This window comes from Paenisporosarcina indica (assembly GCF_001939075.1).
Taxonomy (GTDB): Bacteria; Bacillota; Bacilli; order Bacillales_A; family Planococcaceae; genus Paenisporosarcina; species Paenisporosarcina indica.
In genome coordinates, this window is record NZ_MPTA01000005.1 from 228,400 (window position 1) to 247,171 (window position 18,772).

Consider the following 18,772-nt stretch of genomic DNA (forward strand, 5'->3'; position numbering starts at 1 on the left):
GTATTTTCGCCATTTCATTCATTCTAACAAAAAATTGATTGAAATAGGGTAATATTCTGGTTACAAAACAAAAAACTCTTGTCAATTTCTGAGCAAGAGTTCATGGTTTTTTAATATTATTATTTCTTTTTTGGAATTTTTACAGTTATTTGATAGAAATCCTCGAGATCTTCTTCTTCTGTTTCCATCTTAATCCCCGTCTTTGCTACCATTGCAAAGGACTGCCTAAGAGTGTTCAGTGCGATTCTAACATCACGACTAACTGCTTTTCTTTTTGGTTTTTCTTTTTTCCCCTCAACAACAGGTGGATTTAATATTTCATCGACTTTCTTCTCAAGTTGTTTTACATTATATTGTTGCGTCACAACTTCGTGAAATAAAGCGATTTGTTTTTTTCATCTTTTATTGGCATCAAAGCACGAGCATGGCGCTCGGATATTTCACGCTTTAAAATACTATCTTGTATTATTTGTGGCAGTTTGAGAAGCCTCAATTTATTTGCAACAGTTGATTGTCCTTTTCCTAATCGCTGCGCAAGTGCTTCTTGCGTTAATTCGTGAAGTTCTAATAACTTTTGATAAGCTAATGCTTCTTCAATTGCAGTTAATTCTTCACGCTGAAGGTTTTCAATCAATGCAATGGAGGCAGTTTCTTTGTCGCTTAAATCACGAACAATTGCAGGAACATCTTTCCATTCGAGTTTTGTCATCGCACGGAAACGTCGTTCTCCAGCAATTATTTCGTATTTGCCATCATCCATTTTTCTAACAACGATCGGTTGAATAACGCCATGCGTGTGAATTGTACGAGCCAATTCTTCTATTTTAGACTCATCAAATACAGTCCGAGGTTGAAAGCGATTCGGAACAATTGATTGTAACGGGATTTTTAATACTTCTTCATATTGTTCGGCTGTTTGCTTTGTAGCCGCTATTTCTTTTTCGCCACTCCCAAAAAAACGTGAAAAAGGACTTTTCATCCCTTAGGCACCACCTTTAAGAAACTCACTACTTATACTTATTCGCGACAAATCTCGTCAATCCTTTATTAATGTTTCACGTGGAACAAACATTTACAATGGGGTCTTGTTTGGGACTCCAGGTTTTCTTGGATATTTTTTTGGTGTTGTTTTCACTTTATTAAAAACAAACAAAGATCTTTCACTATTTTCAATTGGAAGCGTAAAAGTAAATTCTTTTGTTTTTTCTGCGCCCAAGGTTGTTAAAGCCCTTTTTGCATCACTTAGCTCATCTTGTGCCGCCGCAGCTTTCATTGCTACAAACTGTCCACCTTTTTTTACTAATGGAACGCAAAGCTCAGAAAGTACAGATAGTCTTGCCACTGCTCTTGCTGTCACAATGTCATACTGTTCTCTATATTTTGCACTTTGTCCAAATTCTTCTGCTCTGGCATGTACGAATTGAACATTGGAAAGTCCCAGTTGTTCACTTAAATGTGTTAAAAATTGAATGCGTTTATTTAATGAATCCACAATCGTTACTTGTAATTGAGGAAAACAGATTTTTAATGGAATGCTTGGGAATCCTGCTCCAGCGCCGACATCACAAATTGATTGACCTTTTGAAAAATTAACGTAAAATGCCATGCTTATGGAATCATAGAAGTGTTTTAAGTAGACGGATGGCTGATCCGTTATTGCAGTTAAATTCATTTTTTCATTCCATTCGACAAGCAATTCAAAATATTTATTGAATTGTTGAAGCTGGTCTAATGTTAAAAGAATCCCTTTTTCTTTAAGAGCTTCAATAAATTGATCTTGATTCATATTGGACCCCTTCCATATATGAAGAGTGGCTACTTGCTCAAATTAGCGTGTAGCCACTTTTATACTTATCCGGATATTTTTGCTATTCTACCTTGTTCAATATACACCAGTAAGATCGAAATGTCAGCTGGGTTAACACCTGAAATTCTAGATGCTTGTGCGATTGATAAAGGTCTAACTTGCTTCATTTTTTGTTTCGCTTCAGTTGCAATGCCTGAGATTGCATCATAGTCAATTAGATCAGGAATTTTTTTATCTTCCATTTTCTTTAATTTTTCTACTTGTTGAAGTGATTTTTCAATATAACCTTCATATTTAACTTGGATTTCAATTTGCTCTTTCATTTCATCCGTTAATTCAAATGGTGAAGGTGATAATTTTTCAATATCTTCATAGCTCATTTCCGGACGTTTTAATAAATCTTGTCCTTTAATTCCATCTTTCAATGCAGTTCCGCCTTTTGAATGAACCACATTTTGCGTTTCCTCATTAGGTTTAATGATTGTTTTACGGAGACGAACAATTTCATCTTCGATTAATTTCTTTTTCACTTCAAAAAGCTCAAATCGTTCTGCAGAGATTAATCCTGCTTTGAAGCCAATTTCCGTTAATCTCAAATCCGCATTATCATGACGAAGTAATAAACGATATTCTGCACGGGATGTCAATAATCGATATGGTTCGTTGGTACCTTTTGTTACTAAGTCATCAATTAAGACGCCAATATATGCATCAGAACGACTTAAAATGATTTCTTCTTTATTTAGTGCGCGAGCAGCAGCATTCATACCTGCCATTAATCCTTGACCAGCCGCCTCTTCATACCCAGATGTTCCGTTAATTTGGCCAGCTGTATATAAATTGTGAATTTTTTTCGTTTCTAATGTTGGCCATAATTGCGTTGGAACCATAGCATCATACTCTATTGCATAACCAGCTCTCATCATTTCAGCCTTTTCTAGACCTGGAATGCTTTCTAGTAGTTTGCGTTGGACATGTTCTGGCAAACTTGTTGATAGTCCTTGCACGTAAACTTCACGTGTATTACGACCTTCTGGCTCCAAGAAGATTTGGTGACGTGGTTTATCGTTAAATCGGACCACTTTATCTTCAATGGATGGGCAATAACGTGGACCCGTTCCTTTTATCATACCTGAATACATTGGTGACAAATGTAAATTTTCATCGATGATTGAATGCGTACGTTCATTTGTATAAGTTAACCAACATGGCATTTGATCCGTGATAAATTCTGTGGTTTCATAACTGAATGCTCGTGGTACTTCGTCACCAGGTTGAATTTCAGTTTTACTATAATCAATTGTTTTACTATTTACGCGTGGAGGTGTTCCTGTTTTGAAACGAACTAAGTCAAAACCTAATTCACGCAGATTATCTGCCAATTTCAATGAGGGTTGTTGGTTATTTGGACCACTTGAATATTTCAAGTCACCAATAATGATTTCCCCTCGTAAAAAGGTTCCAGTTGTTACAATGACAGTTTTGGCACGGTAAATGGCACCCACCTGAGTGATTACACCTTTTATCTCATTGTCTTCAATAACTAATTCTTCTACCATGGCTTGATGTATTGATAAATTATCTTGCTCTTCCATCAACCGTTTCATTTCTGCTTGATAGAGTACTTTATCCGCTTGTGCTCGTAACGCACGTACTGCTGGACCTTTACCTGTATTCAACATTCTCATTTGTATATGTGTTTTGTCGATTACTTTCCCCATTGCACCACCTAAAGCGTCAATTTCACGTACGACAATTCCTTTAGCTGGGCCGCCGATAGATGGATTACATGGCATAAATGCAATCATATCTAGATTAATTGTGAGAACCAGGGTCTTTGCTCCCATACCCGCTGCTGCTAGTGCTGCTTCAGCACCTGCATGCCCTGCTCCAATTACTATCACATCGAACGAGCCCGCTTCAAATTTCTGCATGTTCGTTCATCCCTTTCGTTTCTTCTATTATTTATTTAAATTCAAATGCTGCTTCGAATTTATAAAGTTTGAATAGTGTTTTTGCTTTTCTTTATTGTCCAGCGCCGATGTCGAGCTTGAGTGGCGCTTTGGTCCACAGTATGTGGGTCATGAAGGCGTTGAAAGTTCATTTTGCGACGAGTAATCACAGGTGCAACACGAAGTCGCGAACTTAGCCTTCATTCCTTCTATTTCCCTAGACAAAATTGTGAGAATAACTGATCAAGTAGACTTTCTTCTACTGTATCTCCTGTAATCTCACCAAGTATTTCCCACGTGCGTGTTACATCAATTTGTATCATATCTATTGGTACTGCAGCATGTGCCGCATCGATTGCATCTTCAATGGTCCGTTTTGCTTGATGTAATAAAGCAATATGGCGTGCGTTTGATACATAGGTAATATCGCCACTATCAAGAGATCCTTCAAAAAATAACGAGGCAATTGCTTCTTCTAATTGATTGACACCTTCTTCTTTCACTAAAGAAGTGGTGACAATTTTTCGATTTCCCGCCAGTTCTTCAACACGCTGACTATCGATTTTTTTCTCTAAGTCGGTTTTATTCAGAACGACAATATAATCCATTCCGTCAATTGCTTCAAATAAACGCTCGTCTTCAAGTGTCAGCTCGTCTGCTTGGTTTAGGACTAAAAGAATTAAATCAGCTTGCTTAAGCACCTGTCTGGAGCGTTCAACCCCTATTCGTTCCACAATGTCTTCTGTTTCACGAATACCCGCAGTATCGACAAGTTTTAATGGTACGCCTCTGACATTGACATATTCTTCAATGATATCACGTGTGGTCCCTGCTACATCGGTCACAATTGCTTTATTTTCTTGCACTAAACTATTTAATAAAGATGATTTTCCTACATTAGGTCGCCCTACAATAACCGTAGATAAACCTTCTCTTAAAATTTTTCCCTGTGATGAGGTTTTCAATAACCCTTCAATTTCTTGCTTCACCCAAGTGGATTTCTCAATGATCATAGGTAACGTCATTTCTTCTACGTCATCATATTCTGGATAATCGATGTTCACTTCGACTTGAGCCAATGTTTCTAGTAAAGCTTGTCGCAAGCTAGCTATTAGTCGTGATAATTTACCTTCCATTTGCCCAAGTGCCACATTCATTGCTTTATCAGTCTTCGCACGAATTAAGTCCATGACAGCCTCTGCTTGAGATAAATCAATCCGACCATTTAAAAATGCTCGTTTTGTAAATTCTCCCGGTTCTGCGAGTCTAGCCCCATTAATGAGTACAAGTTGAAGTACTCGGTTTACGGTAACAATTCCCCCATGACAATTTATTTCGACTACGTCTTCCCTTGTAAAGGTTTTCGGACCCTTCATTAAAGACAGCATGACTTCTTCTACTACATCGCCTGTATTCGGCTCTATTAAATGTCCATAATGGATCGTGTGTGACAGTTGTTCATGTAATGACTTTTCTCCAGGCGAACGAAAAATTTGGTTTGCTATCGAAATTGCTTGTGGTCCACTTAATCTGACGATTGCAATTGCCCCTTCACCCATAGGTGTGGATATCGCAGCAATAGTATCGAACTCCATATTCGTCCACCTCCTGTTCCATCATTATCCACATGTGGATAACTAAAAATTGTCATGATTATCTAACATACAATATTAGCACAAAATTACTAATTTCGAAAGCTGGAATCGACATTTTTATCCACAAGAAAACGGATCTCTTCGTCAAGTGACGTCAAGATCCGTTGTTCTTTACAATGTCTAGCTCCAAGCACCAGCTCGCAACTTCGATTCGGTCTTTCCAACGTCATCGATCTAGAGTGGTACTTTGCGCTCTTCTTTACTTTAAAGGCTCGATTACCAGGTAACGATTTGGGTCTGTTCCAATGGATACAGTTTCAATGTCTAGACGATGAGTAAGAGCATTGTGTATCACTTTTCTTTCATAAGAAGGCATTGGTTCAAATTCAACCTTTTTCCCTGTACGAATTGCTTTATCTGCCATACGTTCTGCTAATTGTTCAAGTGATTCTTGACGACGCTCGCGGTAATTCTCTACATCGAGTTTTATCATCAAAAAATGGTTCGCATATTTGTTTGCAACTAGTTGAGAAAGTTGTTGCAATGCATTTAATGTTTGACCACGTTTCCCAATTAACAAAGCAGCTTTTTTACTTTCCAAACGAAGCGTGACATATTTACCGCTTTTCTCCGTATGAATCGTTAAATCATCAATTTTCATTTCTTTTGCAATTAGTTTAATATACGTTTTTGTTTCATCGACAGCCTGCTCTTGGGTAGATTCCGTTGCTTTTATAACGTTTTCTTCTTCCAAGGGGATTACGATTTCTTCAGCTGGTGCATCATTAGATTCAGCAAGTATGACTTCGTCCAAATGCTCTACAGGCGGCTTTTCATTTACAATAACTTGCACTTCAGCAAGTTTCGATCCAAAACCTAGAAAACCTTTTTTACCTTCACTTATTACATTGATGGTTACTTGATCTCTTGTCGTAGCCAGTTTTGCTAACGCTACAGATATCGCTTCTTCAGATGTAGTACCCGTTTGCGTAATCTGATTCACTTTTTAGCCCCTCCTGTTTTAGCAGGTTGAAGTTTGCGTTTTTCCCATGGTTTGTAAATGACCAAATTTTGAATAAGTGAAATGATATTTCCGATAACCCAATAAAGTGTTAATGCGGATGGCAAGAATATACCGAATCCAACGATCATAACCGGCATGAAATACATCATGATTCTCATTTGAGGATTGTCCATCGCTGGTCCTGTACGAAGTACCAAGAACTGCATGATACCTGCCAAGATTGCAAGAATAATACTAGGTTCTGCTAAGTTGAACCACAATAAACTACCTAAGTTAATTTCTTCAGTTGAATTCATACGACTGATTGCATGGTAAAAACCAATTAAGATTGGCATTTGAATCACTACTGGTAAACAACCCGCAGCAGGATTTACGCCTTTGCTTTTAAATAACGCCATCATTTCTTGTTGATACTTTTGTTGAGTTTGAGCATCTTTAGAACTGTATTTTTTCTTAAGTAAAGCAAGTTCAGGTTGTACTTCTTGCATTTTTTTCGAACTTTTAGTTTGCTTAATCATTAATGGAAGAATTGCTAAACGGATAATAATCGTCACCATGACGATCCCTAACCCATAAGTACCGAGTAATTCCTTAAACAATGTAATAAATGAAACAAGAGGCCAAACAATAAATTCATTCCAAAATCCTTTACTGTCCTCATATATCGGTTGATTGTATTCTGTACATCCACTAAGTAATAATGTGACAGTAACAAGCATGAGGATGATAAGAAAGCGTTTATTCACCCTTCTTCCCCCTAAAAAAATATTCCATTTCTTCTATATATACAATGCTGGTTGTTTTCTTACTTGTTCTTTTGAAGCATTTTCGCAACTTTTAGTACATGCTGCAAACTTTTCTTTGATTCATGAAAATCTAAACTGGCCGCCTGTTTTCGGGCGATAATGACATAATCCATCTTTTGGTTGACTTCATCTTTCATTTCCAAGAAAGATTGTCTAATAAAACGTTTGATTTGGTTTCGGACGACTGCGTTTCCGACTTTTTTACTTACAGATAAACCGATGCGAAACTCCTCTTGTCCCTCTTTTGGTAAAAGGTATACAACAAATTGTCGATTCGCAAAGGATTTACCGTGTTTAAATATTTTTTGAAATTCTGCATTTTTCTTGACGCGTTGACGTTTATTCATGTTTTACCTGCTCCACCTTCACGCATTTTAGAAAGATTGTATATCTTTCCCCGACTCTCGCCTGCGTTAATGTTAATCCACCTGATCATTCATTTCCTATAGATAAAGAAAAAAAAGACCACTGATGCGGATCAGTGGACTTAAGCTGATAATACTTTTCTTCCTTTAGCGCGACGTGCTGCTAGTACGCGACGGCCGTTTTTTGTGCTCATGCGTGCGCGGAATCCGTGAACTTTACTATGTTTACGTTTATTTGGTTGGTATGTGCGTTTCATCTATGTGACACCTCCTGAAAAATTGAAAGTCGATTTATCTTACAGACAGTCTTCGATATTATATATAGTTTTCCCCCTAAAAGTCAATATGTATTTGAAATATGCTTGTCCTACTCGAAAAATTTATATGTAATTAGTTGTCCACAATTACGAATCTTCTTGTTTAATGCATTGTGGATAATAAATTTCAAGTATTTTTTATCCACACCCCTTATCTACATCTTTTTCACAAACTAACTGCCTGTGGACAAAGGCACTGTGCATGTTTATGCATTTTGTGGATAACCATTTAGAACTCTTGTAATTTCTGCTTATTTTTGATACGATGTTTGTGTTTTACTCTTCAAAAACAAAAACGACTATTCATTGTTATCCACAACTGTTGATAATATGTGGATAGTTTATCCCAAGGCTCTTATTAAACTTTATCCACAGCTTGTGGTTTTGTGTATGACTATACATATAGAAGTGTAAGAACGTCGATAAAAATTTTTTCAGAAGGAGGTACGTTGTGGAACATTTAGAAGAACTATGGTCAAGCGTTCTTGCTCAAGTGGAGCAAAAGATCTCAAAACCTAGCTTTGAAACGTGGCTCAAATCAACAAAAATGTTGACCTACCAAGGGGATACCGTGACAATTGCTGCACCAAACTCATTTGCACGTGATTGGCTAGATACGCATTATGTCCATTTAATTGCCGGTATATTGACGGAATTGACTGGAGAAGGCTTATCGATTAGATTTGTTGTTCCTAAAGATCAAAGTATGGAAGATTTCACGCTTCCAAAACCAATCATTGCCGTAAAAAACGATGATCAACCTGAGTATTCTCGTGGCATGTTAAATTCAAAATATACATTTGATACGTATGTAATCGGCTCGGGTAATCGTTTTGCACATGCAGCATCACTCGCAGTAGCAGAAGCTCCGGCAAAAGCCTATAATCCCTTGTTTATCTATGGGGGAGTAGGGCTAGGAAAAACCCATTTAATGCATGCAATTGGACACTACGTACAAGAACACAACCCGAATGCAAAAGTTGTCTATCTATCATCTGAAAAATTCACTAATGAATTCATTAACTCGATTCGTGATAATAAAACTGTTGAATTCCGTAATAAGTACCGCAGTGTTGATGTTCTATTAATAGATGATATTCAATTTTTAGCAGGAAAAGAACAAACACAAGAAGAGTTTTTCCATACTTTCAATACTTTGCATGAGGAATCCAAGCAAATTGTGATTTCCAGTGATAGACCCCCAAAAGAAATTCCTACTTTAGAAGACCGCTTGCGATCTCGTTTCGAATGGGGATTGATTACAGACATCACTCCACCAGATTTAGAGACTCGTATTGCCATTTTGCGTAAAAAAGCAAAAGCTGATGGCTTGGATATCCCCAATGAAGTGATGGCGTACATTGCCAATCAAATTGATTCTAATATTCGTGAGCTAGAAGGTGCCTTAATCCGCGTTGTTGCTTATTCTTCTTTAGTAAATAAGGACATGAATACGGAGTTGGCTGCTGAAGCACTGAAAGATATCATGCCAAATGCAAAACCTCGAATCATCACGATTTTAGATATTCAAAAAGCAGTAGGCGAGCACTTTCACATGCGTTTAGAGGACTTTAGTGCGAAAAAACGTACGAAATCAATCGCATTTCCAAGACAAATTGCTATGTATTTGTCTCGTGAGTTAACAAATTTTTCATTGCCTAAAATCGGGGAAGAATTTGGTGGCAGGGATCACACAACTGTTATTCATGCGCACGAAAAAATTTCAACTCTTTTAAAAGAAGATCAAGCTCTTCAACAAGATTTAAAACAGATTAAAAGTTCATTAGGGAAGTCTTAACGCTGTGGATAACCCCACTCTGTGCAGACTGGTTGATACACAGCTTATCTACATGTGGATAAGCTGATTCTATTCACAAAAATGGACTTATCAACATATTCACAGCCCCTACTACTAAGTCTATTAATCTTTTAAAACATTAATAATATATAAGCGAGGTTAAAAATGATGAAATTTGAAATCATGCGTGATCGATTATTAGTTGGACTAAATGATGTAATGAAAGCAGTTAGTTCGAAAACAACGATTCCAATTCTGACAGGAATAAAATTAGAGGTTACAGAAGATGGGTTACACTTAACGGGTAGTGATTCTGATATTACGATTCAAACTTTCATCAAAGCAGAAGAAGATGGTGAACAAGTAATTCGTGTTATCGAAGAAGGATCTATTGTGGTTCAAGCTCGTATGTTTAATGAAATCGTGCGTAAGTTGCCAACGAATGATGTAGAAATTGAAGTAAGTAATCAATATCAAACACATATTCGCTCAGGTAAGTCTGAGTTCCATTTGATTGGACAAGATGCAACTGAATATCCATTACTTCCAGAAATTGAAGATGATCGACATTTCGTTCTTCCTGCTGACTTATTAAAATCCGTTGTTCGAGAAACTGTATTTGCTGTTTCGACTTCTGAAAGTCGCCCAGTCTTAACAGGTGTTCATTGGGAAGTGAAAAATGGAGAACTAGTTTGTGTAGCTACGGATAGTCATCGTCTAGCACGTCGTAAATTAAAACTAGAGCAATTACCTGAAGGAGAATATAGCGTAGTTATTCCTGGGAAGAGCTTAAACGAATTAAGCAAAATTATCGGGGACTCTTCAGAGCCTGTTCATATCGTGATGACACAACAACAAGTATTATTCAAAACTTCCGATGTGTTATTCTACTCTCGTTTACTCGAAGGCAATTACCCAGATACTTCTCGTTTAATTCCAACTGAATATAAAACGACAGTAACCGTCAACGGAAAAGCCTTACTCCAAGCAATTGATCGTGCGTCTTTATTAGCACGTGAAGAACGCAATAACATTGTTCGTTTCTCTTCTTTAGATGGCAATGTCGTTGAAATTTCATCTAGCTCACCTGAAGTAGGAAAAGTAGAAGAAGAAATTCAAGCAACGTCAATTGAAGGCGAAGAATTGAAAATTTCGTTCAGTGCAAAATATATGATGGATGCATTAAAAGCTGTAGATGGCCAAGATGTTAAAGTTCAATTTACAGGTGCAATGCGCCCATTCATTTTAAAGTCTGTTCATGACGACGCAATTCTACAATTAATTTTGCCAGTTCGAACGTATTAAAAATTTAATTTTCCAAGGATAGTCCTTAACTGGGCTATCCTTTTTTACTTCTTGACGAAAATGGAGTAAAATGAAGGGATAGACTAAAAGCGAAGGATGTAATTAACTTGAAAGAACTTGAAATTGGAACAGAATACGTGACACTAGGACAAGTACTAAAAATGACAGATGTAATTAGCTCTGGTGGAATGGCAAAATGGTTTTTATCTGAAAATGAAGTATTAATAAATGGTCAAGTTGATCAAAGACGTGGGCGTAAACTTCGACACGGAGATTTTGTTAATATTCCTGGACTTGAGGAAATTCGAATTGTGGATCCATTGAGCGGACAATAAGATGCACATAGAACGGCTTGAATTAACGAATTACAGAAATTATGAATCTCTATCGTTAAACTTTTCCCCAACGATCAATGTCCTTATAGGCGAAAATGCTCAAGGGAAAACAAATATTATGGAATCTATCTACGTACTTTCAATGGCAAAATCTCATCGGACTTCAAATGATAAAGATTTGATACGTTGGTCTGAAGAATATGGTAAAATAAAAAGTGATGTTCAAAAGAAGTACGGACGTTTACCTCTAGAATTAACCATATCCAAAAAAGGGAAAAAAGCACGTGTGAATCATTTGGAACAGAAACGGTTAAGCGATTATATCGGGCAATTAAATGTGGTGATGTTTGCCCCAGAAGATTTGAATCTTGTAAAAGGCAGTCCTCAAGTTCGAAGACGTTTTTTGGACATGGAAATTGGTCAAATATCCCCAATTTATTTACACGATTTGCTAACATTTCAGAAACTATTAAAACAACGAAATCATTTATTGAAAATGCATCAAGGTAAATCTTCTCTTAACGATGTGATGTTTGATGTTTATACAGATCAATATATTCAAGCAGCTGTCAGTGTTATTCGTAAGAGATTTCAATTTATGGAACTTCTTCAAAAATGGGCTGAACCCATTCATTTTGGAATTTCACGAGGACTTGAAAAATTAGAAGTTCGCTATAACCCTGTCAGTGGACTTGAACAACATGCAACATTTGAGCAAATGGCTGACCACTTACGACAAAAGATGCAAGCCGGTAAAGCACAAGAATTAGCAAGAGGCGTGACGTTAACCGGCCCACATCGCGATGATTTGCAGTTTTTTGTAAATGGCTATGATGTGCAAACTTACGGTTCACAAGGTCAACAACGGACAACGGCATTGTCACTTAAACTTGCAGAAATCGAATTAATCAAACAAGAAGTGGGAGAGTCGCCTGTGTTGTTATTAGACGACGTATTGTCTGAACTCGATGACTACAGACAATCTCACTTATTAAATACTATTCAAGGCGAAGTTCAAACATTCGTGACCACCACCAATGTGGTTGGCATTGATCATGAAACAATTACACAAGCAGCAATATTTAATGTGAAGCAAGGACATGTTGATGAGGGAGCGTGAGTGTTTTGTATGTGGTGATCGGCAAATCAATTGTCGTCAAATACAGCGAAATCCTCACGATACTAGATTTTCGTGAGATAAAGGATGAGACGATACAGGACGCGTGGTTGAAAAATTCACGTACACGACTTTTGACAGAAAGGCATCGTGTGAAGTCTCTGGTTGTCACTCCTTTTTTAACGTATGCATCCCCTCTGAGTCCGCAGAACATTATGAAGAAAATTAATTTTTAAAATGGTCTTTTTTATTAATAGCGAGAAGATAGTAGTGGGAAAGAGTAGGTGAGCTTAATGGCGATGGAAGAAAAAGAACTGCAAACATCTTATGATGCTGATCAAATACAAGTATTAGAAGGTTTAGAAGCGGTACGCAAACGTCCAGGTATGTACATTGGTTCGACAAGTTCAAAAGGGCTTCACCATCTTGTTTGGGAAATCGTAGATAACGCAATCGATGAAGCATTAGCTGGATACTGTGACGAAATTGTAGTCACAATTGAAAAGGATAATTGGATAAAAGTAGATGACAACGGTCGTGGAATTCCTGTAGGAAACCAAGAGAAAATGGGACGTCCTGCAGTTGAAGTTATTATGACTGTTCTTCATGCCGGTGGTAAATTCGGCGGTGGAGGCTATAAAGTATCAGGTGGTCTACATGGTGTAGGTGCTTCTGTAGTAAATGCTCTTTCGGAAGTAACTGAAGTTTATGTAAAACGCGATGGCAAAATCCATTACATTAAATTTGAACGTGGAGCTGTAACCGAAGAGTTAAATGTGATTGGTGAAACAGACGAAAATGGATCAACCATTCGATTTAAAGCAGATCCTATGATTTTTACAGAAACGACTGTTTACGAATATGATATTTTATCTCATCGTTTACGTGAACTTGCTTACTTAAATCGTGGCTTAAACATTACGATTAGAGATGAACGTGAAGAAGTACTACGTACGAAAACGTATCACTTTGAGGGTGGTATTAAATCCTATGTAGAAAATTTGAATAAATCAAAAGAGCCAATTCATGAAGAACCAATTTTCGTTGAAGGTGAAAAAGATGGCATTTCGATTGAAATTGCCATGCAATATAACAGTGGATATGCGACAAACATTCTATCGTTTGCTAATAATATCAATACCTATGAAGGTGGTACACATGAGTCAGGATTTAAAACGGCCTTAACTCGTGTTATCAATGATTACGGACGCAAAAATAGTTTATTAAAAGATGCGGATGCTAATTTAACTGGTGATGATGTGAGAGAAGGATTAACGGCAATCGTATCCATTAAGCATCCAGATCCTCAATTTGAAGGACAAACGAAAACAAAGTTAGGGAACTCAGAAGTAAGTACGATTACGAATTCATTGTTCTCTGAATCCTTTGACCGATTTATGCTTGAGAACCCAACTGTTGCCCGAAAAGTTTTAGAAAAAGGCTTAATGGCTGCTCGTGCACGTGTAGCTGCGAAGAAAGCACGTGAATTTACTCGACGTAAATCAGTGTTGGAAGTTTCTAGTTTACCAGGTAAATTAGCGGACTGTTCATCACGTGTTCCTGCAGAAAGTGAATTATACATTGTTGAAGGTGACTCGGCAGGTGGTTCTGCAAAATCTGGCCGTGACCGTCATTTCCAAGCAATTCTTCCACTTCGGGGAAAAATATTAAATGTTGAAAAAGCGCGTCTAGATCGTATTTTAGGTAATGCCGAAATTCGTTCAATGATTACGGCTTTAGGTACTGGTATTGGCGGAGAATTCACACTTGAAAAAGCTCGTTATCATAAAGTCGTTATTATGACAGATGCGGACGTTGATGGTGCACATATTCGTACGTTACTATTAACTTTCTTTTTCCGTTTTATGCGTCCGTTGATTGAAGCGGGTTATGTATATATTGCTCAGCCTCCATTATTCCAGATTAAACAAGGTAAACATGTTGAATATTGTTATTCTGATAAACAACTACAAGAAATTCTTGAGAAACTTCCTAAACATCCGAAACCAGGTATTCAACGTTACAAAGGTCTAGGCGAAATGGATGCAACACAATTATGGGAGACAACGATGGATCCCTCAGTTCGTACACTATTACAAGTAAACTTAGAAGATGCGATTGACGCAGATGAAACTTTCGAACGTTTAATGGGTGATGAAGTAGAACCACGTCGTCTATTCATCGAAGAAAATGCAATTTACGTGAAAAACTTAGATATATAAAGAGTCAAACGAAGGGAGGTCATCTGCATGTCGGAAATACCTAACAATGGCGTTAAAGGGATTAACATTAGTACGGAAATCAAAACATCTTTCCTTGACTATGCAATGAGTGTCATTGTTTCACGAGCACTTCCAGACGTACGTGATGGGTTGAAACCTGTTCATCGTCGTATTTTATATGCAATGCAAGGTATGGGGAACACAGCTGATAAACCACATAAGAAATCAGCTCGTATTGTTGGTGATGCAATGGGTAAGTACCATCCACATGGTGATAGTTCCATCTATGATGCAATGGTACGTATGGCACAACACTGGAGTTATCGTCACATGTTAGTTGATGGCCACGGGAACTTTGGTTCAGTAGATGGTGATTCTGCCGCAGCCATGCGTTATACCGAATCACGTATGTCAAAAATAGCAATGGAATTATTGCGTGATATTAATAAAAACACAATTGATTTCAAAGATAACTATGATGGCCAAGAACAAGAACCTGTTGTTCTTCCAAGCCGTTTTCCAAATTTATTAGTGAACGGTACTTCAGGGATTGCGGTAGGGATGGCAACAAATATTCCACCACATCACTTGGGTGAAACAATTGATGGAGTTCTGGCAATTGCTGAAAACCCAGCCATTACGACTGAAGAATTGATGGAAATCATTCCAGGTCCTGACTTCCCTACGGGTGGTATTATCATGGGGAGAAGTGGAATTCGACGTGCTTATGAAACTGGCCGTGGTTCTATTATCATTCGAGGAAAAGTGGAAATTGAACAAAAACCGAATGGAAAAGAAGTTATCTTAATTCATGAATTACCATTCCAGGTGAATAAAGCCCGTCTTATTGAAAAAATAGCGGAGTTTGTACGTGATAAGAAGATTGACGGAATTACGGATCTTCGTGATGAGTCAGACCGTGACGGTATGCGCGTCGTTATCGAAGTTCGTAAAGATGCAAATGCAAATGTTTTACTTAACAATTTGTACAAACAAACAGCTCTTCAATCAAGCTTTGGTGTAAACATGCTAGCTCTTGTCGATGGACAGCCGAAAGTACTAGGCTTAAAAGAGATTTTATATCATTACTTAGAGCACCAAAAAGTCGTTATTAAACGTCGCACGCAGTTTGATTTAACAAAAGCAGAAGATCGTGCACATATTTTAGAAGGACTTCGTATTGCACTGGACCATATCGATGAAATCATTGCATTAATTCGTCGTTCCCAAACAGGTGAAGAAGCAAAACTAGGATTAATCGAGCAATTCAACTTATCAGAACGCCAAGCCCAAGCCATTCTAGATATGCGTTTGCAACGTTTAACCGGTTTAGAGCGTGATAAAATTGAGGCTGAATATCAAGAGTTACTACTTCTCATGGCAGAACTTCGTGCAATTCTAGCGGATGAAATGAAAGTGGTACAAATTATTCGTGAAGAGTTACATGAGATTAAAGAGCGTTTCAGCGATAATCGTCGTACGGAAATTACGGCAGGTGGTGCTGAAATGATGGAAGATGAAGACTTAATTCCACGTGAAAATTCTGTTTTGACATTAACTCATAATGGGTATATAAAACGTTTACCGGTGAATACGTATCGCAGTCAAAAACGTGGAGGACGAGGCGTTCAAGGAATGGGCACGAATGAGAATGATTTCGTTGAACATTTACTATACACGTCCACACATGACACGATTCTGTTCTTTACAAACAAAGGAAAAGTATATCGAGCAAAAGGATATGAAATTCCTGAATATGGTCGTACAGCAAAAGGGTTACCAATCGTAAACTTACTAGGCATTGATAAAGAGGAAAATGTAACAGCAATGATTCGTATGGCATCGTTTGAAGCCGATTCCTATTTTATGTTTACAACTCGTCTAGGGGTAACGAAACGTACACCAGTTAGCGGATTTGCCAATATTCGAGCAAATGGATTAATCTCTATCTCTTTAAGAGAAGACGATGAATTGATCTCTGTTAAATTAACAGATGGTAAAAAACATATCATCATTGGTACACGTAAAGGAATGCTTGTACGTTTTGAAGAAACAGATATTCGTTCAATGGGTCGTACAGCGTCAGGAGTTCGAGGAATTCGCTTACGTGACGACGATTATGTTGTCGGTATGGAAATTCTGGAACCTGGTCAAGAAGTTCTTGTTGTCACCGAGAATGGATATGGAAAACGTACAAATGAAGAAGAGTATCGCTTACAGTCTCGTGGAGGCGTAGGTATTAAAACAAGTCAGATTACAGATAAAACAGGTCCATTGTCGGCAGTGAAAGCTGTTGATGGCTCGGAAGATTTAATGCTCATTACCATTAATGGGATGTTAATACGTATGGCTGTTGACAGTATTTCAATCACGGGTCGTAGTACACAAGGCGTTCGCTTAATTCGTTTAGGTGAAGATGAATTTGTGGCAACGGTTGCTAAAGTTGAAAAAGAAGTAGAAGAAGAAGAATTTGATGAAGAAGGCGAAGAAAGTTCTGAAGCTGTAGAAGTTGATGGAGATGAATCAACTACTGATGTAAGCGAGAGCGTACAAACAACTGACCCGGAAACATCTGAAGAATAAAAAACAGGTCTAAGGTGCGAAAGTGCCTTAGACCTGTTTTTGTATGTTGCGAGCCCCCGTAGCATAGAACAAAATACTGCATAAAATAACAACCCCGATTACAGAGAATAAGAGTTTGCCACCATAGTCCTGGAGTAACCATCCACCAGGAATAGGGCCAGTGAAATTTCCTATCGAACGGAACTGTCCAGCTCCAAAGTAAGTTCCTTTCCGATCCTCAGGTGCTATTTGGTCAATAAAGACACTAGTCGAAGGAAAGATAAATATTTCACCAATCGTAACAATCCCCATTGCAACCATCATCCCTACCATAGTAGTGGCATAGCCAAAGCTTGCAAATCCAATGGCAAACAACACACTACCCAAAATCATCACACGCAGAACAGGCCATTTTTCAGAAACCAAACTTAAAGGGATTTGTAATATGATTACCAGAATGGCATTAAGAGCAATGAGTTTTGCAAAAAGAACTACCCCATTTGAAAAAGAGTTTTGTATATATTGAGGTAAGTTAGAATCTACTTGTGAATATCCAACGTTGACTAAGATTCCGCCAATGATAAATACGAGTAATGTTTTGTCTTTCCAAGCAATGATTAATGCATCTACCATAGATTGCTTGAGGATAGGTGACGTATTTGTGGTGGAAAATCGATTGAACATGACTGCTAGAGTTATGCCATAAATGATATACATAATGCCCGTGAAGAGAAATGGAAGTGTGGATGAAAACTGTGCAACATACACTCCGAGAATTGGGCCAACAGAGGCACCAAGATTAATTGCCATATAGCGTAAGGAAAATACTCGCTTTCTTTTATCTTTAGAAGTTAAATCCGCCATTAAGGCTTGTGAAGATGGTTCAAAAAACGAGCGACAGAGGCCATTTAATGCATTTAGTGCCATAAAAATACCGATATGAGAAGCTTGTGAAAACCCAAAGTAAACGAGTCCCCATACGAATACGGTAATAAGCATTACTTTTTCACGACCATAACGGTCCGAGATGTACCCTCCTATAAACCCACCGATTGTTCCCATCAATGGAGATAACCCGATTGTAATCCCTATCCAGATCGGATGAATTTCATGAGAGTTTGATAAATATAATGCAAGGAATGGGAGTGCCATATAACTAGCTCCCCGTGCAAATACAGTTCCTATTAATAAAGCCCAAACAACTGGATGAAACGAGAATTTTTCGCGCATTTGTACTCCCCTTTCTAATTTTCATACTACGCTTACATAAGTTAGCTGGGTAGTATGAAAAACGAATAGAAGGTCTTAAGAATACAAAATGACATTTTGTACGGATAACGGATATATGTAATAAAAAGAATTTATAAGACAAAATGTACGAGTTCAATATATAGAAGAAAAGTAGATCCATTGAGAAACATAACTACTATATGTAGGAGAATCACTTTATTTGTATGAGTTGCATATCATAATCCCCATAAACAATAATGTTTTCTTTGCAATTCTATTGACACGTTTGTCGAATTTTGTTATTATAAGTGAGTCGCCAATACAAGCGACAAACAAT

General features: G+C 37.7%; 14 protein-coding genes and 1 pseudogene. 6 read left to right on the forward strand and 9 right to left on the reverse strand.

From position 1 onward, the window contains the following. Positions 1-119: 119 nt before the first annotated feature. The 8 genes and pseudogenes from noc to rpmH all read right to left on the reverse strand — a co-directional run bounded on the left by noc (position 120) and on the right by rpmH (position 7,806). Positions 120-979: pseudogene (gene noc / locus GY23_RS13320) on the reverse strand (nucleoid occlusion protein). A gap of 93 nt (positions 980-1,072) precedes the next feature. After that, positions 1,073-1,786 carry a 16S rRNA (guanine(527)-N(7))-methyltransferase RsmG gene (gene rsmG, locus GY23_RS13325; RefSeq protein WP_075619702.1) on the reverse strand — a complete coding sequence of 238 codons (714 nt, stop codon included), beginning with the start codon at positions 1,784-1,786 and terminating at the stop codon, positions 1,073-1,075. Positions 1,787-1,851: 65 nt separating this feature from the next. Continuing rightward, on the reverse strand, positions 1,852-3,741 hold the full coding sequence (gene mnmG, locus GY23_RS13330) for a tRNA uridine-5-carboxymethylaminomethyl(34) synthesis enzyme MnmG (RefSeq protein WP_075619703.1): 1,890 nt from the start codon (positions 3,739-3,741) through the stop codon (positions 1,852-1,854). A gap of 227 nt (positions 3,742-3,968) precedes the next feature. After that, positions 3,969-5,354: a tRNA uridine-5-carboxymethylaminomethyl(34) synthesis GTPase MnmE gene (gene mnmE, locus GY23_RS13335; protein ID WP_075619704.1), complete on the reverse strand. Its 1,386-nt coding sequence runs from the start codon at positions 5,352-5,354 to the stop codon at positions 3,969-3,971. 259 nt (positions 5,355-5,613) lie between these two features. Next, entirely contained in the window at positions 5,614-6,357 is a 744-nt protein-coding gene (gene jag / locus GY23_RS13340; RefSeq protein ID WP_075619705.1) for an RNA-binding cell elongation regulator Jag/EloR, read from the reverse strand. Then, a complete protein-coding gene (gene yidC, locus GY23_RS13345; protein WP_425434998.1) occupies positions 6,354-7,097 on the reverse strand; it encodes a membrane protein insertase YidC in 744 nt (247 codons plus the stop codon). Before yidC ends, jag begins: the two co-directional genes overlap by 4 nt. Before the next feature lie 86 nt (positions 7,098-7,183). Further along, complete coding sequence (gene rnpA, locus GY23_RS13350; protein ID WP_075619707.1) at positions 7,184-7,531, reverse strand: ribonuclease P protein component; 348 nt, start codon at positions 7,529-7,531, stop codon at positions 7,184-7,186. A gap of 140 nt (positions 7,532-7,671) precedes the next feature. Beyond that, a complete protein-coding gene (gene rpmH, locus GY23_RS13355) occupies positions 7,672-7,806 on the reverse strand; it encodes a 50S ribosomal protein L34 (RefSeq protein ID WP_019413363.1) in 135 nt (44 codons plus the stop codon). A 511-nt stretch (positions 7,807-8,317) separates the two neighbouring features. Here rpmH and dnaA point away from each other — a divergent pair. The 6 genes from dnaA to gyrA all read left to right on the forward strand — a co-directional run bounded on the left by dnaA (position 8,318) and on the right by gyrA (position 17,226). Further along, on the forward strand, positions 8,318-9,664 hold the full coding sequence (dnaA, locus tag GY23_RS13360) for a chromosomal replication initiator protein DnaA (RefSeq protein ID WP_075619708.1): 1,347 nt from the start codon (positions 8,318-8,320) through the stop codon (positions 9,662-9,664). A gap of 168 nt (positions 9,665-9,832) precedes the next feature. Then, positions 9,833-10,969 carry a DNA polymerase III subunit beta gene (gene dnaN, locus GY23_RS13365; RefSeq protein ID WP_075619733.1) on the forward strand — a complete coding sequence of 379 codons (1,137 nt, stop codon included), beginning with the start codon at positions 9,833-9,835 and terminating at the stop codon, positions 10,967-10,969. 107 nt (positions 10,970-11,076) lie between these two features. Next, positions 11,077-11,304: a S4 domain-containing protein YaaA gene (gene yaaA / locus GY23_RS13370; RefSeq protein WP_075619709.1), complete on the forward strand. Its 228-nt coding sequence runs from the start codon at positions 11,077-11,079 to the stop codon at positions 11,302-11,304. Position 11,305: 1 nt separating this feature from the next. Then, entirely contained in the window at positions 11,306-12,424 is a 1,119-nt protein-coding gene (gene recF / locus GY23_RS13375) for a DNA replication/repair protein RecF (RefSeq protein WP_075619710.1), read from the forward strand. Positions 12,425-12,714: 290 nt separating this feature from the next. Then, positions 12,715-14,643 carry a DNA topoisomerase (ATP-hydrolyzing) subunit B gene (gene gyrB, locus GY23_RS13385; RefSeq protein ID WP_075619711.1) on the forward strand — a complete coding sequence of 643 codons (1,929 nt, stop codon included), beginning with the start codon at positions 12,715-12,717 and terminating at the stop codon, positions 14,641-14,643. A gap of 27 nt (positions 14,644-14,670) precedes the next feature. Then, positions 14,671-17,226 (forward strand): DNA gyrase subunit A, encoded by a 2,556-nt coding sequence (gene gyrA, locus GY23_RS13390; RefSeq protein WP_075619712.1) that lies wholly within the window; start codon positions 14,671-14,673, stop codon positions 17,224-17,226. Between the two features lie 27 nt (positions 17,227-17,253). Here the strand turns inward: gyrA and GY23_RS13395 are convergent, their stop codons facing one another. After that, positions 17,254-18,435, reverse strand: a complete 1,182-nt coding sequence (locus tag GY23_RS13395; protein WP_075619713.1) for an MDR family MFS transporter — start codon at positions 18,433-18,435, stop codon at positions 17,254-17,256. Between the last annotated feature and the right edge of the window lie 337 nt (positions 18,436-18,772).